Origin of the sequence: Brevibacillus sp. FSL K6-0770, from assembly GCF_038000275.1 — a bacterium.
Classification (GTDB): domain Bacteria; phylum Bacillota; class Bacilli; order Brevibacillales; family Brevibacillaceae; genus Brevibacillus; species Brevibacillus parabrevis.
Genome location: NZ_JBBOBQ010000001.1, coordinates 4,855,885 through 4,876,433, shown reverse-complemented (window position 1 = coordinate 4,876,433; position 20,549 = coordinate 4,855,885). Strand labels below are relative to the sequence as shown.

General features: G+C 52.3%; 20 protein-coding genes and 1 pseudogene. 13 read left to right on the top strand and 8 right to left on the bottom strand.

Translation table 11 applies throughout. The features are described 5' to 3' along the window. Positions 1-1,404, bottom strand: a complete 1,404-nt coding sequence (locus NST23_RS23175; protein WP_340964669.1) for a spore germination protein — start codon at positions 1,402-1,404, stop codon at positions 1-3. 214 nt (positions 1,405-1,618) lie between these two features. Between NST23_RS23175 and NST23_RS23170 the strand changes: the two genes are divergently transcribed. The 3 genes from NST23_RS23170 to NST23_RS23160 all read left to right on the top strand — a co-directional run bounded on the left by NST23_RS23170 (position 1,619) and on the right by NST23_RS23160 (position 5,211). Further along, positions 1,619-2,974: an Nramp family divalent metal transporter gene (locus NST23_RS23170; protein WP_122964466.1), complete on the top strand. Its 1,356-nt coding sequence runs from the start codon at positions 1,619-1,621 to the stop codon at positions 2,972-2,974. Positions 2,975-3,083: 109 nt separating this feature from the next. Next, the gene (locus tag NST23_RS23165; protein ID WP_122964467.1) at positions 3,084-3,605 is read left to right on the top strand and encodes a serine protease; all 522 of its coding nucleotides are present in this window, start codon (positions 3,084-3,086) and stop codon (positions 3,603-3,605) included. A gap of 19 nt (positions 3,606-3,624) precedes the next feature. Further along, complete coding sequence (locus NST23_RS23160; protein WP_173599648.1) at positions 3,625-5,211, top strand: flotillin family protein; 1,587 nt, start codon at positions 3,625-3,627, stop codon at positions 5,209-5,211. Positions 5,212-5,266: 55 nt separating this feature from the next. On the opposite strand, the gene NST23_RS23155 is transcribed toward NST23_RS23160, so the two are convergent. Next, a complete protein-coding gene (locus tag NST23_RS23155; RefSeq protein ID WP_122964469.1) occupies positions 5,267-6,022 on the bottom strand; it encodes a polysaccharide deacetylase family protein in 756 nt (251 codons plus the stop codon). Between the two features lie 174 nt (positions 6,023-6,196). Between NST23_RS23155 and NST23_RS23150 the strand changes: the two genes are divergently transcribed. Further along, a complete protein-coding gene (locus NST23_RS23150; RefSeq protein WP_173599647.1) occupies positions 6,197-7,609 on the top strand; it encodes an aspartate kinase in 1,413 nt (470 codons plus the stop codon). Here NST23_RS23150 and NST23_RS23145 read toward each other — a convergent pair. Next, entirely contained in the window at positions 7,531-8,034 is a 504-nt protein-coding gene (locus NST23_RS23145; protein ID WP_173599646.1) for a M67 family metallopeptidase, read from the bottom strand. The two genes, NST23_RS23150 and NST23_RS23145, sit on opposite strands and share 79 nt — an antisense overlap. A 53-nt stretch (positions 8,035-8,087) precedes the next feature. On the opposite strand from NST23_RS23145, the gene NST23_RS23140 reads away from it, so the two are divergent. The 5 genes from NST23_RS23140 (at position 8,088) to NST23_RS23120 (ending at position 11,902) form a co-directional block, all read left to right on the top strand. Further along, positions 8,088-8,939 carry a DUF72 domain-containing protein gene (locus tag NST23_RS23140; protein ID WP_242774449.1) on the top strand — a complete coding sequence of 284 codons (852 nt, stop codon included), beginning with the start codon at positions 8,088-8,090 and terminating at the stop codon, positions 8,937-8,939. Positions 8,940-8,961: 22 nt separating this feature from the next. Then, complete coding sequence (locus NST23_RS23135; protein ID WP_122964473.1) at positions 8,962-9,786, top strand: sulfite exporter TauE/SafE family protein; 825 nt, start codon at positions 8,962-8,964, stop codon at positions 9,784-9,786. A gap of 28 nt (positions 9,787-9,814) precedes the next feature. Next, positions 9,815-11,272 carry a bifunctional metallophosphatase/5'-nucleotidase gene (locus NST23_RS23130; protein ID WP_274874343.1) on the top strand — a complete coding sequence of 486 codons (1,458 nt, stop codon included), beginning with the start codon at positions 9,815-9,817 and terminating at the stop codon, positions 11,270-11,272. Between the two features lie 17 nt (positions 11,273-11,289). After that, on the top strand, positions 11,290-11,529 hold the full coding sequence (locus tag NST23_RS23125) for a DUF6154 family protein (RefSeq protein WP_122964475.1): 240 nt from the start codon (positions 11,290-11,292) through the stop codon (positions 11,527-11,529). Between the two features lie 70 nt (positions 11,530-11,599). After that, positions 11,600-11,902 (top strand): YunC family protein, encoded by a 303-nt coding sequence (locus NST23_RS23120; RefSeq protein ID WP_173599644.1) that lies wholly within the window; start codon positions 11,600-11,602, stop codon positions 11,900-11,902. Positions 11,903-12,071: 169 nt separating this feature from the next. Here the strand turns inward: NST23_RS23120 and NST23_RS23115 are convergent. Both NST23_RS23115 and NST23_RS23110 read right to left on the bottom strand, forming a co-directional pair. Next, a pseudogene (locus NST23_RS23115) lies at positions 12,072-12,477 on the bottom strand (nuclear transport factor 2 family protein). 43 nt (positions 12,478-12,520) lie between these two features. Continuing rightward, positions 12,521-12,985 carry a DinB family protein gene (locus NST23_RS23110; protein ID WP_217022236.1) on the bottom strand — a complete coding sequence of 155 codons (465 nt, stop codon included), beginning with the start codon at positions 12,983-12,985 and terminating at the stop codon, positions 12,521-12,523. Positions 12,986-13,193: 208 nt separating this feature from the next. On the opposite strand from NST23_RS23110, the gene NST23_RS23105 reads away from it, so the two are divergent. Together NST23_RS23105 and NST23_RS23100 are read left to right on the top strand one after the other, a co-directional pair. After that, the gene (locus NST23_RS23105; RefSeq protein ID WP_328140089.1) at positions 13,194-14,105 is read left to right on the top strand and encodes a LysR family transcriptional regulator; all 912 of its coding nucleotides are present in this window, start codon (positions 13,194-13,196) and stop codon (positions 14,103-14,105) included. A gap of 1,126 nt (positions 14,106-15,231) precedes the next feature. Beyond that, complete coding sequence (locus NST23_RS23100) at positions 15,232-16,326, top strand: HD-GYP domain-containing protein (protein WP_173596733.1); 1,095 nt, start codon at positions 15,232-15,234, stop codon at positions 16,324-16,326. Between the two features lie 9 nt (positions 16,327-16,335). Here NST23_RS23100 and corA read toward each other — a convergent pair whose 3' ends face one another. Then, on the bottom strand, positions 16,336-17,271 hold the full coding sequence (gene corA / locus NST23_RS23095; RefSeq protein ID WP_122964480.1) for a magnesium/cobalt transporter CorA: 936 nt from the start codon (positions 17,269-17,271) through the stop codon (positions 16,336-16,338). Beyond that, positions 17,225-17,410, bottom strand: a complete 186-nt coding sequence (locus NST23_RS23090; protein ID WP_141254221.1) for a hypothetical protein — start codon at positions 17,408-17,410, stop codon at positions 17,225-17,227. Before NST23_RS23090 ends, corA begins: the two co-directional genes overlap by 47 nt. 216 nt (positions 17,411-17,626) lie before the next feature. On the opposite strand from NST23_RS23090, the gene NST23_RS23085 reads away from it, so the two are divergent. Beyond that, positions 17,627-18,415 (top strand): hypothetical protein, encoded by a 789-nt coding sequence (locus NST23_RS23085; RefSeq protein ID WP_280648568.1) that lies wholly within the window; start codon positions 17,627-17,629, stop codon positions 18,413-18,415. A 181-nt stretch (positions 18,416-18,596) separates the two neighbouring features. Further along, complete coding sequence (locus NST23_RS23080) at positions 18,597-19,913, top strand: globin-coupled sensor protein (RefSeq protein WP_122964481.1); 1,317 nt, start codon at positions 18,597-18,599, stop codon at positions 19,911-19,913. Positions 19,914-19,977: 64 nt separating this feature from the next. Here the strand turns inward: NST23_RS23080 and NST23_RS23075 are convergent, their stop codons facing one another. After that, entirely contained in the window at positions 19,978-20,457 is a 480-nt protein-coding gene (locus NST23_RS23075; RefSeq protein WP_173596735.1) for a cysteine dioxygenase, read from the bottom strand. Positions 20,458-20,549 lie beyond the last annotated feature (92 nt).

The window sequence follows — 20,549 nt, the reverse complement described above, 5'->3', positions numbered from 1 at the left end:
CTACCATCCTTTCTTTCGTTTGTGCAGATCCATCCGCTTTTTATCTTGCGGGTGCAAAATTTCCGGCCTGTCCCGCAAATAAGTCAGGGGTGCCCGGACAAACATGTCTTTCCAGTCGCTCGGGCGGTAGGGAACGAGCGGAGAAAAGTAGTTGATGCCAAACGATTTTAATGAAACCAGATGCGCGAGAATAGCGAGAATGCCGAGGATAAGACCGAACAGCCCGAGGCTGCCTGCGAGCAGCATCAGGGGAAAGCGTAGCAGACGCAGGGCGATGGCCCCGTTGTAGGCAGGCACGAGAAAGGATGAGATCGCGGTGATGGCTACGACGATCACGAGTACCGGACTGACGATCCCGGCTTCAACGGCTGATTGTCCGATGACCAGCCCGCCGACAATGCCGATCGTCTGGCCCATGATCTTCGGCAAGCGCAGTCCGGCTTCCCGCAGCATTTCCAGCGTCGCTTCCATGAAAACGGCTTCCAGGAACGAAGGAAACGGCACCTCCGCCCTGGCTGCGGAGATGGTGAGCGCAAGCTGGGTTGGAATCATTCCCGGATGGTAAGAAATAAGCGCAATGTACAAGGAAGGCAAAATCAGGGCAATACTGGCACCGGTTATGCGGATGATGCGGATTGCCGACCCGATCATCCAGCGCTCGTAATAATCATCGGGAGCCTGGAACAGCATCGAAAAGGTGACGGGCACAATCAGCACGAAGGGAGAACCGTCGACGATGATCGCGATGCGCCCTTCCAGCAGCATGTGCAGCACTCTTGCCGGGCTTTCTGTGTATTGTGTCTGCGGAAAAGGCGAATACCAGCTGTCTTCAATCCACTGCTCCACGGTTCCACTATCCATGACGCCATCGATATCCATGGTCGACAGACGAGTTTTCACTTCATCGAGAATAACCGGATTGACGATCCCGTTTATGTACGCCAACGCGACTTTTGTTTTGGTCCGCCGGCCTATTTGCCGGATGTCCACTTTCAATTCCGGGTCAGGATAGCGGCGGCGGATCAGCGAGAGGTTGGTGCTCACGGATTCCACAAACCCGTCGCGGGGGCCGCGAAGCGAACTCTCATTTTCGGATTCCTGAACGTTGCGCGTCTCCATCCCGGTTCCGCTCGCGACATACAAGACTTGCTCTGCATGGCTGTAGATTACGAGATTGCCGTATAAAATCGCTTCGATGGCTTCTGGAGTTGTCTCCAAAGTATGAAAGGGGAAGCGGCAGGCTGGATCGGCCAACTTTTCCACAATTTCATCCTGAATATAGTTGGCCTCGACCAAACACTCTAAATAACATACCGTGTAGACATTTTCTCCGATCCGCAGCTGTTGCTGGACGTAATCGGAGCTGCCGCTCATCTGCTCGGCCAGTTCCTGTTCCCGATTCACGATCAAGCCCTCCTGAAAAGGAATACGAGTAGTGTTCAACAAGCGCCCAAATATATGCAGGGCAACCATTGCAAAAGGGCGGAATCGGAGTATAATAAAACATATATTTCGCTAGGTAAACATTTTTGGTGGAGGCAAATTTCTATATTTTTTTGACCAAGAGTTGCCTTGGGGCAAAAAAGGTGACTTGATCCACAAATTGAGGTGAAGGGTTATGCTATCCAGATCAAACTCAGGCGAAGCTGCCCAAAATCAGCAAGCATGGAGAAAAGAGGCGGATGGGCCATCGTTGCCGGAAGTCCACCGCTCTATGAAAGTTCCGACCAAAGGCTCGTGGGTTCGCAAGTTTCTAGCTTTCGCTGGCCCCGGCTATCTCGTGGCGGTCGGCTATATGGACCCGGGCAACTGGGCGACGGATATTGCGGGCGGCTCCCTTTTCGGCTACTCCTTGCTCTCCGTTATTTTGCTATCGAACCTGATGGCGATCTTGCTGCAAGCGCTGGCTGGAAAGCTGGGGATTGTGACAGGAAGAGACTTGGCGCAGGCATGCCGGGATCACTACAGCAAGCCGGTAGCCATGGGACTGTGGGTACTGTGCGAGCTTGCCATCGCGGCGTGCGACCTGGCAGAAGTCATCGGGGCGGCAATCGCCCTGAATTTGCTTTTCGGAATACCGCTCGTGTACGGTGTGTTGATTACCGCGCTTGATGTCATGATCGTCCTGTTTTTGCAAAACAAAGGATTCCGCTATATTGAAGCGCTCGTGATTGCCCTGATTGCGACGATCGGTGCCTGCTTCGCATTCGAGATGTTTTGGTCGCAGCCGGACATCGCCGGGATTCTCGGCGGCTTCATCCCCAGCACAGAGATTGTGAAAAATCCGGAGATGCTCTACATTGCGATCGGGATTTTGGGGGCGACGGTCATGCCGCACAACTTGTACTTGCACTCGTCCATCGTGCAAACGAGACAGTACGACCAGACGACGTTGGGGAAAAAGGAAGCGATCAAATACGCAACGCTCGATTCGACGATTGCCCTGGTGTTCGCCATGGCGATCAATGCAGCGATCCTGATCTTGTCCTCCGCGACATTTCACCAGGCGGGGATGACAGATGTGGCCGATATCGCAGACGCTTATCATCTGCTGGCCCCCCTGCTCGGCACGACGCTCGGCAGCATTTTGTTCGGGGTCGCTCTGTTGGCGGCGGGGATGAACTCCACATTGACAGGAACGCTCGCAGGCCAGATCGTCATGGAAGGCTTTTTGAACTTGCGAATTACCCCATGGCTGCGCCGGTTGATTACCCGCCTGATTGCCATCGTGCCAGCCGTCATTGTCACCGCGCTGTACGGCGAGAGCGGGGCTACCGACTTGCTGATTTTGAGCCAGGTCATTTTGTCCCTCCAACTGTCCTTTGCTGTCGTGCCGCTCGTTAAATTCACCAGCGACAAGGCCAAAATGGGCGAGTTTGCCAACGCCGGGTGGCTGAAATGGCTGGCCTGGATCGTGGCGACGATCATTATGGGGCTGAATCTGTATTTGCTCGTGCAAACATTTATCGGATAAAAGCGAGAAAATCCTCTCTGTATACAGGGAGGATTTTCCTTAATTATGAAACCTTTTCCGAGCTGAAACGTATGAAAAATAGATGCAATCTTGGAAAGGAGTGACAAGCGTGGGCGTACTTGAAACCGTCTACATGGTCTGCCTTGTGAGTGGCATTATTTATACCGTCTTATCGCTTTTATTCGGCGATGCGGTCTCGGATTGGCTCGATCATTTTCATCTGCCGCTGTTTCAGCCAATCACTTTTGTCAGCGGCCTCACCGCTTTTGGCGGCGCCGGGTATATTTTGTCCCGCTTTACCAGTTTGTCTGACCTCGTCGTGTTTGTGTTGGCCGCGGTCATCGGTGCGGGTTTGGCAGTCTTCGCGTACTTTCTCTGGGTAAAGCCGATGAGCCAGGCAGAGAACTCAACAGGCTATTCCATGACCCAACTGGGCGGAAAGCTGGGCGAGGTGGGCACGACGATTCCGGCAGAGGGCTTGGGCGAAGTGCTGTTGCCCATGCTCAGCGGGACGACCTACCATATGGCTGCCAGTCTGGAGCGGGTAAGCATCCCGCAAGGAACGCGCGTCGTAGTGGTAGAAGTGCGCGACCATGTCTTGTACGTTATTCCTTTCCAGCCTGAATCATAGAAAAAGGAGCTGAGAGTGCATGTTTGAACCGGACATTTTAGTAACGGTCGGTATCGTAGTCGCAGTCTTTCTCGTTTTGGGGATCGCATTTTGGGCAAGGTACAAAACCGTTGGTGCCGATGAAGCGATGATCGTGACAGGGAGTTATTTGGGCACGAAAAATGTGCTGAGCGACGAGTCTGGCCGCAAAATGAAAATCGTCCGCGGCGGCGGTGCGTTCATCCTCCCGATTTTTCAACAAGCAAATTTTCTGAGTCTTCTGTCCCACAAGCTCGACGTGTCCACGCCAGAAGTATATACAGAGCAAGGTGTACCTGTCATGGCGGACGGTGTGGCGATTATCAAGGTCGGCGGTTCGATCGAGGATATTGCCACCGCTGCCGAGCAGTTCATGGGCAAAAAAGATGAGGCTCTGCGTGCCGAGGCGCAGGAAGTGCTCGAAGGCTACCTGCGGGCGATTCTCGGCAGCATGACGGTGGAGGAAATTTACAAAAACCGCGAGCGCTTTGCCCAGGAAGTTCAATCGGTCGCGACCAAAGATTTGAAAAAAATGGGGCTGTCCGTGGTCAGTTTCACGATCAAGGATGTGCGCGACAAAAACGGTTATTTGGCAGCGCTGGGGATTCCGCAGATCGCGGCAGTCAAGCGCGATGCGACGATCTCGCAAGCCGACGCAGACAAGGAAGCGCGGATCAGACAGGCCCAGGCCGAAGAAGAGGCGCGCAAAGCCGAGCTGCTGAAAGAAACGAACATCGCGGAAGCGGAGAAAGATAAAGAGCTGAAGGTAGCTGCCTTCAAACAGGAGCAGGACCGGGCGAAAGCAAGCGCGGACCAAGCCTACAAGCTGCAAGAAGCTGTCGCCAAGCAGCAGGTTACGGAAGAAGAAATGAAAATCGATCTGGTGCGCAAGCAAAAAGAGATCGAGCTGGAAGAAAAAGAAATTTTGCGCCGCGAGAAGCAATATGACGCGGAAGTGAAGAAAAAAGCCGATGCGGATCGCTACTCCGTGGAGCAAGCGGCGGAAGCGGAAAAAGCGAAAAAACTGCGCGAAGCCGATGCGCTCAAATACCGGATCGAGGCAGAGGCGAAAGCGATGGCGGAGCAGAAGCGACTGGAAGGTCTGGCGATTGCCGAAGCCGAGAAGGCGAAAGGAAGCGCGGAGGCAGAAGTAACGCGCCTCAAGCTGGAAGCCGAAGCGGAAGGGAAGGAAAAGCTCGCGGAAGCGTTCGAGAAGTTCGGTCATGCCGCCATCTTGGACATCATCGCCAAAATGCTGCCTGAACTGGCCGAAAAAATTGCCGAGCCGATGAAGGCGATCGACAAAGTAACGATTGTGGATGCGGGCGGCGGTCAGGGAGACGGCGTCAACCGACTGAGCGGCAATGTCACGAAGCTGATGGCCCAACTGCCAGAGATGCTCAAAGACGTATCCGGGCTTGATATGAACAAAATGATTTCCGATTTCATGCAAAAGGGCAGTGCGGCGCAGTCTGTTCCAACGGCGAACCAAAGTCAGCCTGTTGCTCCGTCTATCTCCCACTTGCTCGCGGGCAATCCCGCAGATGACAAGGCACGACCAGCAAACAAAACGGATCACAAAGCATAATGCGAAGGTGACAAAACACAAATCCCCCTTCAGCCACAAGGGGGATTTGTGCTGTTTAATCCGCTCGGTCTACTTGCTTGAGTCTACCGGAGTGCTTCATCAGCTCACTGACGGTAACGAAGCTGTAGCCGCGTTTTTTCAGCTCGGGCAAAATTTGTTCCAGCGCCTGCACCGTCTGTTTCCGGTTTCCGCCGTAGTCATGGAACAGGACAATATCGCCGTTGCGGGCGTTGTTCAGCACCTTGTCGACGATCTTTTTGACGCCGGGGTCTGCCCAATCGCGCGTATCCTGATGCCACGACCACATGATGACCAAAAAGCCGGACTGCTTCGCCGTATGCACGATGGACTCGCTGTAGTATCCCCCAGGCGGACGGAACAGCGCAGGTCGTATTCCTGTTGCCGAATGAATCGCTTCCTGAGTCTTTTCGACTTCCTCTCGCAACTGCTCCGGGGAAAGGCGGCGAATATCGGGGTGGCTGTAGGTATGGTTGGCAATCTCGTGCTGATCCTGAGCCAGTAAGCGAACGACTTCCGGGTACTGGCTTACACGTGAGCCAACCACGAAAAAGGTAGACTTGGCCTCGTACTTTTTCAGCAGGGCGGCAATTTGCGGGGTGTAGCCCGGGTCCGGACCGTCGTCAAAAGTGAGGGCAATGATCTTGCTTTTCGTGGGAACTTCCCAGACGATCTCCCCGCGCGTCTCGTAGTATTCGCGATTTTTTTCGCGAATCGCGGACGCCGTTTGGCTGTAGGAGAGAAGCAGGAACACGGCACAGGTGAGGAGGAGCAAGCGTACATGTTTTTTCATAACACACCTCATTGTGGAATCTCTCACCCGTTACTATGCGTCAACTTGTCCAAATTATTCTGTTGTGTACTTGTGGAAAAGACACTTGTTCTTTTTAGGTGGATGCATTAAGCTAGTAACATAATTCATGAAAGAAAAAGACCGGACAAGAGCGGATAGATGGAGGAGTAAAGAATGAAGGTAGCAAAATTTGGTGGCACTTCCCTGGCGAATGCCGAGCAAATAAAAAAAGTGTGCAGCATCGTCATGGCGGATCGGGACAGACGTCTCGTCGTCGTTTCAGCCCCTGGCAAAAGACATAAGGAAGATACAAAAGTAACAGACCTCTTGATCAGCTGCGCGAACCGTTTTTTGCAGCAGCAACAGGCCGAGGAAGAAAAGCAGGCTGTTTTTGCGCGTTATGAGGAGATCATCGCTGAGCTGGGGCTGGGAGAAGCTGTCGCAGAGCAAATCAAAAGCGAGCTGGATGACGTGCTGAGCAATCGGCAAGGCTTGTCAGCGGAGCGCTTCATGGATGCTGCCAAAGCAGCGGGAGAGGATACGTGCGCCAAAATCGTGGCCCACTACTTGCGAAGCTTGGGCGAGGAAGCGAGCTACGTCAATCCGCAGGACGCGGGGATGCTCGTATCCGACGAAGCGGGCAACGCCCACGTTTTGCCGGAAGCTTACGCGAAGCTTGCTTCTTTGCGGGAACGTAGCGGAATTACTGTCTTTCCCGGCTTTTTCGGGTATGCGAAAAGCGGTGAGTTGGTGACGTTCTCGCGTGGCGGCTCGGACATTACCGGCTCGATTTTGGCAGCAGCGGTGACTGCGGAAGTGTACGAAAACTTTACCGATGTCGACTCGGTGTACGTCGTGAATCCAAACTTGATTGCCAACCCGAAGGAAGTGAAGGAAATCACGTACCGCGAGATGCGGGAGCTGTCTTATTCGGGATTCAGCGTGTTTCATGAGGAAGCGCTAATTCCGGCTTACGAGGCTGACATTCCGGTGTGCATCAAAAATACGAACAATCCGTCTGCGCCAGGCACCATGATCGTTGCCGAGCGTCCGTTTGCGACAAACAGGGTGTCGGGAATCGCCAGCGACAGCGGCTTTTGCAGCATTTACGTCAGCAAGTATTTGATGAACAAAGAAATCGGCTTTGGCCGCAAGCTGTTGCAAATTTTTGAGGAGGAAGGGATTTCGTACGAGCACACTCCTTCCGGGATCGACAATATTTCGGTCATTTTGCGCGAGAAAGACCTGACAGAAGAGAAGGAAAAGCGGATCATCGAGCGCATGTTTCGCGAGCTGGGAGCGGACGACGTCGCGGTGCAGCACAGTCTCGCACTCGTCATGATCGTCGGGGAAGGAATGCGCCAATCGGTGGGCACCACAGCCAGAGCGACTACTGCTTTGGCTGCGGCGAAGGTGAATCTGGAGATGATCAATCAAGGCTCTTCTGAAGTCAGCATGATGTTCGGGGTGAAAGCGGCAGAAGCCGACCGCGCCGTAATCGCCTTGTATCAGGAGTTTTTTGGAGACGAAGGGGAGACAGCAGCAGAACTGTTGACTGCTTCGTCCGCCGCTTCTGTCACGGTGTAATCGCGCAACAGAAATGCCCCGTTCTTCCATTGATAGACGCGCCACTCCGGTGTCTCAGACGCCAAGCTGACGATCCAGTAGGAAAGCGTAGGGTAGTGCCAGCCCAAAACGTCTTGTCTGGACGGGATGGGAGCGGTATGCGGGTGCGTGTGCAGGACGCCCAGCCATTGCAGCTGGCGCTTGCGAATGGAGTGAAGCGCCTGGAGAAAGGCAGGGCCGTCCCAGGAAAAGTTGCCTGTGTCCGAAGAGATCGGCATGGCAACCGCATCGGTAATCGTCGCGTCTCTGCCCGCAAGCAGAGCGGAAAACTCATAAGGAACCGCCTCCTGAGCGTCACGCAGGAGGCGGTTCGCTACTTTTCGGCCCATGTATAATTTGTTATCCTTAAACGCAAAGGGGTCACCCAACCAGTCAGTTGTTTTCATGCGAAGGGACTCCTCCTGTTTGATTTCGCTTGATTTTGTTAGGGGTGTTTGCCATGAGTACGATACATGTGGGTGTCTGTGGCTGGGGCGATCATGACACGCTGTACGGACAAGGGGTGCGCAGCGGCGATAAATTGGCGGTGTACGCCAGCCATTTTCCGATTGTGGAAGTAGACAGCTCTTTTTACGCCATTTTACCACAGCGAAACTACGAGTCGTGGGTCCGGGACACTCCGGACCGTTTTGGATTTATCGTGAAGCCGCACCAGGCGATGACGGGCCATCAGCGGGGAGATGCGCCTGTGAACCGGCGCGAGCTGTTTCAACAGTTTGAGGAGAGCATCCAGCCGCTTGTCGAGGCCGGGAAGCTGAAGTCGCTTCTGTTTCAATTCCCGCCCTGGTTTGACTGCACCAGGGAACATGTTCATTATGTCCAAGCTTGCCGGCAAGCGATGAAGGCGTATCCGTTTGCGGTGGAATTTCGCCATCAGAGCTGGTTCGAAGCGCGGTTTAGAGAGCGCACGCTGGACTTTTTACATAAAATCGAAGCCGTGCACGTCTTGTGCGATGAACCACAGGCGGGGCAAGGATCGGTTCCGATTGTGCCCGCCGTCACGCATTCTTCGCTGGCTCTCGTCCGGTTTCACGGGCGCAACAAATCGGGGTGGCGCGATCCGGGAGAAGGTCAAAAATGGCGCGATGTGCGCTACTTGTACCGCTACAGCGAGGAAGAACTGGCAGAGTGGCTTGTCCACATCCGGCAGATTGAGCAGGAAGCGGATGAAGTTTGCATTTTGTTCAACAATAACTCTGGAGGCGATGCGGCAGCGAACGCCAAGCAGTTTTCAGACATGCTGGGACTTGATCCGAGCGGTTTGAATCCCAGACAGATGGAGTTGTTTTAACAAGGAAGAAAGAAGGGGAGACATGCTTGTAGCCATCGCTGTTTTGTTTTTGGTGATCGGGGTGGTCGCCGGAGTCATTGGCAGTATCGCCGGGCTTGGCGGCGGCATCTTTTTTGTTCCGGCGTTGCTGTTTTTCGCCAACTGGTATGAGCCGAACTCCATGTCTCCGCAAGTAGCGGCAGCGACCTCGCTGCTTGTGATTGCGGTGACGGCGCTGTCCTCGTCCATATCGTATATCAAGCAAAAAAAAGTCGATATGCAAAGCGCCCTGCTTTTTTTTATTGGCAGCGCGCCTGGTGCTATCGTGGGTGTCTACCTTAATACATTACTAGCAACAGAAGATTTTACACTGCTTTTTGGCTTGTTTCAGTTGTGCATGTTCGTCATCCTGATGGTCAAGGACAAACTCCGGCCGCGCCAGATCAACTGGGAAATCAAGCGGCAGTTTGTCGACAACGAGGGCAATGAATACGAGTATGGATATAGCAGGGTGAGTGTCATTACGATCGCTTTTTTTGTCGGGATCACGTCTTCTTTGTTTGGCGTGGGTGGCGGAGTGTTGATGGTTCCGGCGATGATGCTGTTGTTCCGGTTTCCTCCGCACATTGCCACGGCGACCTCCATGCTGGTCATTTTTTTCTCGGCGGTGATCGGCTCGGTCACAAACATTTTTCACGATCATGTGAACTGGCTGTATGCGGCGATGCTGGCACCTGGCGCATGGGCGGGCGGCAAGCTGGGCGCGGTCATAGCCAGCAAGCTGAAAGGACGCACGATTGTGCTGTTCTTGCGCATCCTGATTTTGGCGATAGCTGTACAAATGATCATAAAAGCGATCATCGGTTGACCTTAGAGACAAAAGGGAGGGGAAAGTCGTGGCGGACACCTGGACCTTGCACTTGCTGCACACGAATGACCTGCATAGTCATTTCGAAAAAATGCCGCAGATTGCGACTTGCCTGAAAACAAGCCGCCAGCTGTGGGAGGCCCAACAGGAACATGTGCTGACAGTCGATATCGGGGATCATATGGATCGCATGGATGTCCGCTCGGAGGCAAGCTTCGGAAAAGCGAATGTCCAAGTCATGAACAGATGCGGCTACCAGTATGCGACGATCGGCAACAACGAGGGCATCACGCTGCCAAAAGAGAAGCTCGACGAGATGTACGAGCAAGCGGACTTCACGGTCATCGTCGGCAACTTGCTGGATAAGGCTACCTCGGCACCTCCACAGTGGGCTGTCCCCTATGCTATCCATACGTTTGGAGAGCTGCGGGTCGCTTTGCTTGGCATGACGATTCCTTTTTCTACTTATCAGAGCCTGGGCTGGGAAATTCTCGATCCGCTTCCGCTTATTCGTGAGCAGGTTGCTGCCTTGCGCTCTTCGGCGGATATTTTCATTTTGCTGTCTCATCTCGGTTATCAGACGGACTGCCGGATCGCCGCGGAAGTCGAAGGGCTGGACGTGATTTTGGGCGGTCATACGCACCATACGCTTCCGCACGGGGAACGGGTCGGAAACACGTTGATTGCCCAGACGGGGCGTTTTGGCGAGCACGTAGGCCACATCCGGCTTGTGTGGGATCGCGACGGCAAACAGATTGCGGATGTCTCGGCAGAGTTGTTTGACACCGCCAGCTACGCGCCGGATGAGGCGCTGCGCGATTTTTTGCAAAAGGAAAAGGCAGCGGCAGATGCCAGTCTGTTTCAGCCGATTGCTGAGCTGGAGCAGGATTTGCACGTCAACTGGACGGAGGAGACGCCGTTTGGCTCGTTTTTGGCGGCGAGCATTCGCAGATGGACCAAAGCAGAAGTGGGGATCGCCAACGGAGGACTGTTGCTGTCCGACTTGCATCAGGGCCGTCTGACGTTTGCCCAGCTTTTGGAAAGCGTGCCGCACCCGATCAACGCCTGCGCTGTCACGTTGACGGGGGAGCAGCTCGCCAGTGTGCTGGAGCAGGCGATCCAGCCGCAAATCGTGCATCGCGAGCTGCGCGGCTGCGGTTTTCGCGGCAAAATCGAAGGCTGGATGGCAGTGGACGGGCTGCGGATTCGTTATGAAGAGTCGGGGCAGCCGCACATCCTCGCGATTGAAGTCAACGGACAACCGCTGATTCGCGAACGGGAGTATCGTGTCGGTACGGTTGACATGTTCATGTACAATCGCCTGTTTCCCGACTTGCTGCAAGGGCGGGAGATTGAATTTTTCCACCCGGAAATGCTTCGCGAAGTGATTGCCAGTACGATCACAGACCGAACTTTGGTGCAAAGCGCTTTTTTGCCGAGATGGGAAAAGGTGTCCCCTGAAAGTTCTGGGCATGCTATCGAATGAAGCAGGGGGGATGAGCCATGAGATTTATCGACGAAGTATACGAACTGTACAAAGGTCATTTCAACGGTGACGAAGAGGACATTACGGCCGTGGTGGTTGGCGTTTTGCACGAGCAGGACCGCGACGCCCTGCTCGGACTGGCGGAAGAAATGGACGAGGAAGAGCTGTTTCACATGATGGCTACTTATATGATTGAAGTGATGAAGCGCAAGGTCGCAATGGAAGACGAGCAGTTCCCGGCTGTGAACTTGCACTGATTCACACACTTTTCGCTCCTGTGTCATAGGATGGTAACGCAAAAGGCAGGAGAGAAAAGGAGGGAGCAGGATGGTCGAGGTATTGCCTATCCACTTTCCGGAAGGGACGGCGATTGCCGTCACGGTACGGCTTCCCAAGACGACATTGCTTGCGGTGACGACAGACAAAGGGTACATCATGTGCGGAGCATTGGACGTGGGTCTGTTGAATGAGCGGCTGGCGAGCCGGGAGATTTTGGCTGGCAGGGCTGTCGGGGTGAAAACGATTGAGGAGCTGCTGGATGCGCCGCTGGAATCGGTGACGACAACAGCGGAGGCGCAAGGCATCAAAGCGGGGATGATCGGACGGGAAGCGGTCGTCAAAATGCTGTAGCGATGATGAATTAACGGTTCAGAAATGGACAGCGGAACGCCTTTGTCGATGAGACGAAGGTGTTTTTTGTTTTTAGACTGACCCCAATAAATGAAACAGCGGCGACCTAAGACCGGAAAAGAAAGTCTTAGACTCGCCGCTGCTTTATTGAACTATCGCTCTCGTTAGATTAATCAACCATCGGTGCCTCGTAATTTTTTAACGGCATTCCTACGTATTCTCGGAAGGAGCGGACCTGATCCTTCTCGAACTCGAAGACGACCGAAAGCTCATTTTGGAAAGGCCTGCCGTACAGCAACCCTTCCGAGCGAAATACGACCATCCCGTAGCTCTCATTTCTCTAGCTCGATCAGCGGCGTGAGGCTCATCTGAAATACCGAGCGCTCAAACCTGATTAATTCCTCGAACCGTTCTCGGCCTTGCTGCTTCTGATTCCAGCCTTCAAGCGGCAGCGGAACGAGGAAATGAAAATCATCCGTAACCTTTTTCAGGAAATCGCTTGTATTCCCTGTTTCGAAAGCACGCCTAAAAGCAGCAAATACTTCATGGATTTTCGTCATAACAAGCCTCCTCATTTCATTGTGTGATCCATCGCTTTATGCATCTAGATGCAGGGCTTCATTTTATAAGCTTAAGCTGGCTTGAAACTGTACCAAGGTGAATCCCTTCGTGGACCAGAGCAAAGTTGAACAGCTCGCCTGCGGTATCGAATTGGAATGGCCCCATGACATACGGCGATTTCAATGGTGCATCGAGCAGCTCAGGCGTCAGCTCGGATAGCCGGGAAAGCTGCATCGTCAGCAATTGAAGCAATTCTTCCTTGCTCGGGGGAGCTATCGTCCATGAAGCTGGCTTCGTACCGGACGTAAACAGCGCTTCATACTGATCCGGAATCAAGGATGGAGAATCGAAACAAAGCGTGGAGTACCGATCCATCCAAAAGATGATGTGACCGACATTCCAGCGGATTGTGTTGTGGAAGCCCATCGGTTGTATGTCGAGCTGCTCCTCGGAAATGGCTTGAACCTGACCAATGACAACCTGACGAAGTACGTTAGCAGTGTGGATAATGGTTTGACTCATAAGATCATGCCTCCTTTTTTGTTGCTGCTCTCTTAATGCAAGTGTAGCTCTCCCCTGAATACGCAACAATCACACGATTCCGATGCAATTGATCGGTCTCACTAATCGATCGATTACCGATTCGTGCAAATCATCCATATAGTGGGTATACTGTAAAGGAGTCATTCGCTTCTAAGACGTGCAAAAAATGGAAAAGGGGCATGACGGTATGGAACTTAGACAACTCCAGTATTTTGCTGCCATCTGCAAGGAGATGCACTTCTCCAAAGCGGCAGAAAATCTCTGTACGACTCAGTCGAACCTCAGTCAACAAATTAAGTTTTTGGAAAATGAACTGGGACTTCCGCTATTTGATCGCATTGGGAGACGGATTGCTTTAACTGATGCGGGGCAAATCCTTTTGGAGCAGAGCAAGATCATCTTCGAACGCATTGACTACATTCAGGGGGCCATTGCGGACTTAAAGAAGGTAGATGGTGGCAAGCTGGATATCGGGATTCTTCCTGGTGACGGAGACCTTTTGTTTGACGCCCTTCTTATCGACTTTCATCGCTCGTACCCGAAGTTGTCGATTAAAGTCACGGAGTCGACAGATGTGTACGAACAGGTTGTCGACGGTATCCGGGATCTTGGCGTTACCACAACTCCTGACAAACCTGATGATCGTATCGCCGTTATACCGCTGTTCCATGAGGAGTTCGTCTTGGCACTACGCTCGGATCACCCCGCTGCGAAAGCGAAAGCCATTCCCTTCGAGCAACTGCAGAATATGAAGCTGGTCATGTTCGGTTCGGAACATCAAATTTCAAAGGTCATTAATGCCTGCTGTCAGCAAAAGGGGATCAAGATCGATAGCCCGATTGTAACTTCCACCCTTTCGACATTGCTATCCTTGGTCGAGCAAGGCGTAGGAGCTTGCATTCTCCCCCGCTTGTTAGTGGACAATCTCAATCGCGATACGATCACCGCCGTCACCCTTTTGAATCCTACGCCAAGCCAGGATATTTGTATCATCTACCATGCGGACAGGTTTATGGGGAAAGCGGCCAAATTGTTCATCGAGGTACTGGAGTCTTATATTCAGAGAGTCATGGAAAACAGCAACCGATCGTTAGGCTGAACGTAGTTGACAGCATTAGATTCCTAAAAAGCGTTTCTATACAAAATAAATGCCCAATCCAACACATAAAGCCTCAAACATATTAGATGTACACAATATGTTTGAGGCTTTCATTTATATAGTTTTCTTAAATTAGGTGTTGATCATTTTCAGTTGAAAACTTTATTTTCTCAGAACAACTGGCATCTTGCGGGGAAGCTTGGAAAGCCCTGCCGCTTGTTTCTCCTGTTTCCTCGGCCAGCGTTTAGCTTTGGTCAGATTGGGATTTTTGAGGGATGATCTGGGGGAAATCCAGTGCGGCTAATGAACGATCTTTTGCATGGATGAGGTGCATTCAGCAATTGACTTCATGAAAAAACTTCATCATGTTTTCATGTCTTTTTGTTACTTACGTCCAACTCACCAGCCCTTGCCTCGCCCCGCCTAAAGTACCGATGAAGCGGACTACAAAGGGTCAGCCCAAGCAAGCTTTGTGGCATTTGGTATTGTCTTTAAAACCCGCGCGACCACCACCACCAGCCCCTGACGAGGAAAGAGACGAAATGCGCGAAAGCTCTTTGGGATACCGACCGAGGTTCCGAGGAAAAAGCGAAACATGGTTTTAAGCGTCAACGTGCCCCCGCATCTGTGAGCGAGCTGCTTTTGACGCGGTTTCGCTTTTTCCCCGGAGCCGTGCAGTCGAGACCCACAGGGGGTATCCCAAGAAGCTACAGCGATTCGTCTCTTTCCTCGCCACAGCAAAAGTACCGATGACGCATTCTACAAAGCGGCGCCCAAGCAAGCTTCCTGCATTCAATCTTTCTTCGCCGCAGCAAAAGTACCTACCGATGACGCGTTCTACAAAGCGTCACCCAAACAAGCTTCCTGCATTCAATCTTTCCCTGCCACAGCAAAAAGTACCTACCGATAACGCAATCTCCCAAGCAAGCTTTCTGTCATTCCGCATTTTCCTCAAAATTCCCCCCGGAAGTACCGATAACCTAAAAACATACAGCAGCTTCTTCCAAGCTATTTCACCTGTGTCTCCCGTCCATATGTCTAATTGAAAGACTTGAAAATTTTTCATGTAGAATTACGTCGAATCACGCTATAATAGGGATACTCTGATGAAAGGCGAAGGTTGGAAATGAGACTGAAATCCATTCAAAAATGCCAGCCGGGCGACAAGCTTGCCCGTTCCATCTATGCAGAAAACGGAACGGTACTCGTTGGGGCGGGAGTTGAACTGACCCAGCGAATGATCGGACGCCTCATGAGCAAGAACATCAACAGCCTGTACATACAAGATGAACGCACGGACGATATCATGGTGGATACAGTCATTTCCGAGGGCACGCGCAGACAGGCGATGTCCATTATTCACGATACGTTTCGCAGTGTCCAGGAGGTACCGCAAAAATGGCAGCAGCTGTTCACGGACAAGAACCTGGGCCGTCAGCTCAGACAGGTCATGGCTGCGGTAGCCGACGAGCTGAAAGGCAGCAAATCGGCGATCAACCTGTTGGCGGATGCCTGCGCCTTCGATAATTATATTTTCAGCCATTCCTTTAACGTCGCCCTCTACAGTACAGCTCTGGCGATTAATACAGGCTGTACAGAGCGGGAGATTCTCGATGTGTCTATTGGCGGCATGCTTCACGATATCGGGAAAGTGCAAATTCCGGACACGATTTTGAAAAAGCCGGGCCGCCTGACGCCAGAAGAGTTTGAAGTGATGAAAAAACATACCGAAATCGGTTTTGAAATGCTGCGCAGGCAAGACGACATCCCGTTGCTTGCTGCCCACTGCGCTTTTCAGCACCACGAGCGCTGGGACGGGTCCGGATATCCGCGCCATCTGAAGCAAGACCAAATTCACCCGTTCGGTCGCCTGATGGCGGTAGCGGATGTATTCGACGCCTTGACTTCCGATCGCATCTATCGCCGGGGAATGCTGCCCCACGAAGCGATGGAAGTGCTCTATTCCGGCTCGGGAAGACTGTTTGACCAGTTTTATGTAGAAGCGCTGCGCGACACCATCGCTCTGTACCCGGTCGGGTTGAGCGTCACGCTCAATACAGGGGTGTCAGGCATCGTGATTGATTCTAACAAAGGCATGCCAAGCCGCCCGCTCATTCGCATTTTGGTCGATGAAGATGGGCAGGAGCTGGCACAGCCGTATGAGTGCGACTTGTCTAAAATACTTTCGCTGATGATCGTCGCCTGCGGTGATCTCGTCTAGCCTGTTCGTTTACAGCCACTCTTTTTTCTTGAACAGAATGAACATCGTCAGCCCGATGAGCGCCATGCACCCGAGCACGACGTAATAGCCGTAGGGCGAATGCAGCTCTGGCATGAAGTCGAAGTTCATGCCGTAAATGCCCGTCACGATCGTGAGCGGCATGAAAATGGTGGTCAAAGCCGTAAACACGCGCATGATGTCGTTTGCCCGTCCGGCGAGGGCCGCCTGATAAGCTTCGCGCAAGTTCCCGATGAGGTCGCGGAATGTCTCGAAGTTTTCCACGATTTTACTCGCGTCCTCCCAAATATCGCCAAAGAACTTCCGCAGCTTCGGACGAATCAGCGGGAGTTCTTTTTTGTGCAGAGCGTCAATCAAATCGCGCTGCGGCAACAGCATTTTTCGCGCGTACAAAATCTCGCTTCGCAGCCCGATGATCTGTTCCAGGTGCGATTTGCGCGTCTTCATCAATATTTCCTCTTCCAGCGCTTCAATCAAGTCCTCGATTTTTTCCGTCACATCAAAATAACGATCGACAATTTGGTCAATCAGGTGATACAAAAACGTGTCCGGGTGATTCACTTCTTTTTCCCGGATAATCGGAAGCATGGAGGCAAATTCGGGAGCTTCCTGCTTCGTTACCGTAATAATCGCATGACTGCCGAAAAAAATATTGATCTCGCGTAAAAAAATATCCTGGTTGTGAAAAGCAATGCCGTTTAGCACGAGAAAATAGTGATCGTCGTAAATTTGCAGCTTGGGCCGCTGTTCTTCTTCGTCGATACAGTCCTCGATTGCCAGAGGGTGGAGATCGTACAGCGGCTGTAAAATATCCAGATCAAACGGAGAAGCGTCAATCCAAAAAAAGCCTTGTCCGGGTGCTTGGGTAGCGTCCTCTATGTCATCGATCTGCGTGATGATCCCGTTTTCGATCAGTCGTATCTTCATGTTCGCATCTCCTGCCAGTAGATTGAGAGGTCGGCGGCAGACGCGGCAAAATCCGTGTGAGAATCAGCTCATAAGCCGTGCGCAGCGCTTCGCGGCTGGGCGGAGCCTGTGCGACCCGCCGTTTTTCTGGCGTACTCACGCTTGCATCGCCTCCTGATTGGACTGTCATTCTCATACGTATGAAAACATGCTCGTCTGCTTGCCTAAACGGTCAACATTCTTGGAATAGTGTACCGCACTTTCCATAAATTCATCTAGCCATTTTGACCAGCCGATGCGCGCAACAAAAAGGCATGGCAGCACAGCTTTTTTTGCATACTACGCCTAAGGTTCAAAAAAGCAAAGGTGGATGGATATGGAAAAAAGAAAACGATTTGGCTGGGCAGTCATTTTGGCCTGTGTATTGATCGCGGGAGGAGGGGGGCCTGCTCTGGCAGAGGAAGTGCGCCAGCCTCAGCAGCAACCAGGCGTTTTTGAGGAAATCCAGATCAAAAGACAGGACGTGACCGGAGACGGAAAGCCGGATGTCGTGACGCTGCTCGGTCAACGCTTTGCTGCGGACAGCCCGTATTTTGAAAAGCTGAAGGTCATGGTCCAAGATCCGGTCGCGAAAAAGACGACCTTTTTCACGACGGCGTACGGCGGTTATCAGCCGGACATGGCCTTTTGCGATTTTATCGGAAACGGCACCAAACAAATTTTGGTGCAAGCGCCTACGGGCGGAAGCGGGGGAACGTCCGACTTTTATTTGTTCAGCAACAAGGACAACAAGCCTGTTGTGCTGCCCGTGCCGCAGCCTTTGACGATTTCTGGCTCGTATCAGGACAACTACAAGGTTCCGATTTTGATCAAAGAGACGAATCAGACCACGGTTCTCGATTTGTCCGATCGCAAAAAAATATACGAAGAAAACGGCGTTTACAAAAACGGCAAGCTGGTGACGCCCACAGACGTGATGCCGAACAGCTTCAGCGTGCTTGCGCCTGTCGACGAAAACCGCGATGGCGTCTGCGAGCTGAAAGGTGTGCAGCGGGTGAGCGGTGTCGCGAATGCTGACACGATTGCCTACGTCGAGTCGCTTTGGAAATGGGACAAGACGAGCTGGAAGCTGCAAAAAGCGGAAGTGAAGAAAGCAGAGATGTAAAAATGAGGGCGCCGACTTCCCGTTCGGAAGCGCGGTTGCCCTCTTTTCTTGCTCATTTGGTTTACACTCTAGATCAAACGGGTATATAATTGAAAGGATATGCCAATTGGAAATAATTCGTTTACTCTACCTAATATGGTAATTCCAGCCATTTTTTAATCGGTCAAAAGGAGTTCGGCGTATGAGTACATGTCCATTTTCCAGCCTGTTTGGATTAAAAGGAAAAGCCAAAAAGGAGTCGTTTTTCCAGGATCACAAGGAACAAGGGAAGGTAAAGCTTCAAGGACAAAACACCCTCTCCAGGCAACTGGCTCTGATTCATCTGACAGAGGAGGACTTGTCGATCGTCAAAGCGCTTCAACCGCTCATCATTCAAAATATTGACAAAATTGTAGATTTCTTTTATTCGAATATCGAAACTGAGCCATTGCTCATGGACATTGTGGACAAGAACAGCACGATTCAAAGACTGAAAGGGACACTGACCCGGCACATCACCGAAATGTTCAATGGCTGTATAGATGCTGCTTACATCGAGCAGCGCAGCAAGATTGCCATCATACATATGCGAATCGGACTGGAACCGAAATGGTACATGAGCGCGTTCCAAAATCTGCTCGTTTCGATTATGGACATCTTGAACAAGCATATTGCCGACAAGAACGAGCTGATGGTGGCCCTTACGGCGGTGACCAAAATTCTCAACATCGAGCAGCAAATTGTGCTGGAAGAGTACGAGAACGAACATGAGCGTGTTCGGCGTGCCGAGCAGGACAAAAAAGATGAGCTGCGGATCATGCTGACCAATTCCGCCCATGAGCTGGCAGCGGTATCGGAAGAAAACAGCGCGTCCGTCGAGCAGTTGACGGAGCAGTCGCGCGAGATGCTGCGCTATGCCGAAAACGGCACCGGATTTTCCAGCAAGGCGCAGGAGCTGTCCCGGGAGGGCAAGGAAAAGCTGGAAAAGCAGCAAGAGCAGATGGGATTGATTCAGCAAAGCGTGAGGCAAATCTCCGGGGAAATGAACACGCTGGAGGACAATGCCGAAAAAATTCGCGGGATCGTCGATGTGGTAACGGCGATAGCCGAGCAGACGAATCTGCTTGCCCTAAACGCTGCGATTGAGGCGGCGAGAGCGGGCGAACAGGGACGAGGCTTTGCGGTCGTGGCCGACGAGGTGCGCAAGCTGGCGGAGCAGACGAAGAAGTCTGTCTTCGGCGTGCGGGAGCTGATTGAGAAAACGAACCAGCAAACAACAGTGCTGTCTTCGGTCGTTCTGGAAATTCAAGGGCTTGTTCAGTCGAGCAGCAAAATGACCGATGAGACGAACGCGTTTTTCGAAGGAATTATCGGCGCTGTAGCAGACAGCAAGGAGCAAAGCACGCACATTCAAAAAGAACTGGAAAACTTCTTCAAAGTCATGGAAGACATGAACCAGGCAGTGGCGCAAGTAGCCAGCTCTGCTGATGAGCTGTCCGAGATTACGGAAAATTTGTAGACGCGAAAAACCAGTACGACCGCTCTTTTGGCGGTGTACTGGTTTTTTTGTAACTTTTCCAATCCTACGTGGGGGATTGGACGGCGCGGTACTGGCGGGAGTTTTGCAGCGGGGGCGTATACACATTGAGCGAGAGGACAGGTCCGTCTGTGTTGTTGCGAATGGCGTGAATCTCGCCGGGAGCGACGTAATAGCAATCTCCTGCGCTGACATGGGTCGTTTGTGCCCGAAAAACTTCGTCTTCGCGGTCAGCCGGGAGGTAGACGACATTGGTGAGCGTGCCGGATATGACCCACTCCCAGCCAAACGAGTCGCCATGGTTGTGCGGGATGGACTCCTGCCTGGCAGGAAGATGGATGAGAACGACCTCTACGTGAGGCGTGAGATACAAAATTTTGCGGCCATATGGAAGCTGTTCCGGTTGGGGAACGAGTGACGCGATATCGTCTGGGCAGAGCGCGAGTGAAGCGACAGCCTGCCTCAATTCGGTAGGACTGGGGCAAACAAGGGAGCCAAAGGCACGTTCCAATCGTTCCAGATTCATGACAAACCTCCAGGGCAAAAAAGATCTTCCCCCTTACCATATGAAAGACAGATGCAGTCTGACGTAGGAGAAGCGCCATTTTTTTGCGAAGG

Bases quoted from the DNA above. Each gene is read 5' to 3' on its own strand.
- NST23_RS23170 (WP_122964466.1), top strand. From the start codon at position 1,619: ATGCTATCCAGATCAAACTCAGGCGAAGCTGCCCAAAATCAGCAAGCA.
- NST23_RS23160 (WP_173599648.1), top strand. From the start codon at position 3,625: ATGTTTGAACCGGACATTTTAGTAACGGTCGGTATCGTAGTCGCAGTC.
- NST23_RS23155 (WP_122964469.1), bottom strand. From the start codon at position 6,022: ATGAAAAAACATGTACGCTTGCTCCTCCTCACCTGTGCCGTGTTCCTG.
- NST23_RS23150 (WP_173599647.1), top strand. From the start codon at position 6,197: ATGAAGGTAGCAAAATTTGGTGGCACTTCCCTGGCGAATGCCGAGCAA.
- NST23_RS23145 (WP_173599646.1), bottom strand. From the start codon at position 8,034: ATGAAAACAACTGACTGGTTGGGTGACCCCTTTGCGTTTAAGGATAAC.
- NST23_RS23140 (WP_242774449.1), top strand. From the start codon at position 8,088: ATGAGTACGATACATGTGGGTGTCTGTGGCTGGGGCGATCATGACACG.
- NST23_RS23135 (WP_122964473.1), top strand. From the start codon at position 8,962: ATGCTTGTAGCCATCGCTGTTTTGTTTTTGGTGATCGGGGTGGTCGCC.
- NST23_RS23125 (WP_122964475.1), top strand. From the start codon at position 11,290: ATGAGATTTATCGACGAAGTATACGAACTGTACAAAGGTCATTTCAAC.
- NST23_RS23120 (WP_173599644.1), top strand. From the start codon at position 11,600: ATGGTCGAGGTATTGCCTATCCACTTTCCGGAAGGGACGGCGATTGCC.
- NST23_RS23110 (WP_217022236.1), bottom strand. From the start codon at position 12,985: ATGAGTCAAACCATTATCCACACTGCTAACGTACTTCGTCAGGTTGTC.
- NST23_RS23105 (WP_328140089.1), top strand. From the start codon at position 13,194: ATGGAACTTAGACAACTCCAGTATTTTGCTGCCATCTGCAAGGAGATG.
- NST23_RS23100 (WP_173596733.1), top strand. From the start codon at position 15,232: ATGAGACTGAAATCCATTCAAAAATGCCAGCCGGGCGACAAGCTTGCC.
- corA (WP_122964480.1), bottom strand. From the start codon at position 17,271: ATGAAGATACGACTGATCGAAAACGGGATCATCACGCAGATCGATGAC.
- NST23_RS23085 (WP_280648568.1), top strand. From the start codon at position 17,627: ATGGAAAAAAGAAAACGATTTGGCTGGGCAGTCATTTTGGCCTGTGTA.
- NST23_RS23080 (WP_122964481.1), top strand. From the start codon at position 18,597: ATGAGTACATGTCCATTTTCCAGCCTGTTTGGATTAAAAGGAAAAGCC.
- NST23_RS23075 (WP_173596735.1), bottom strand. From the start codon at position 20,457: ATGAATCTGGAACGATTGGAACGTGCCTTTGGCTCCCTTGTTTGCCCC.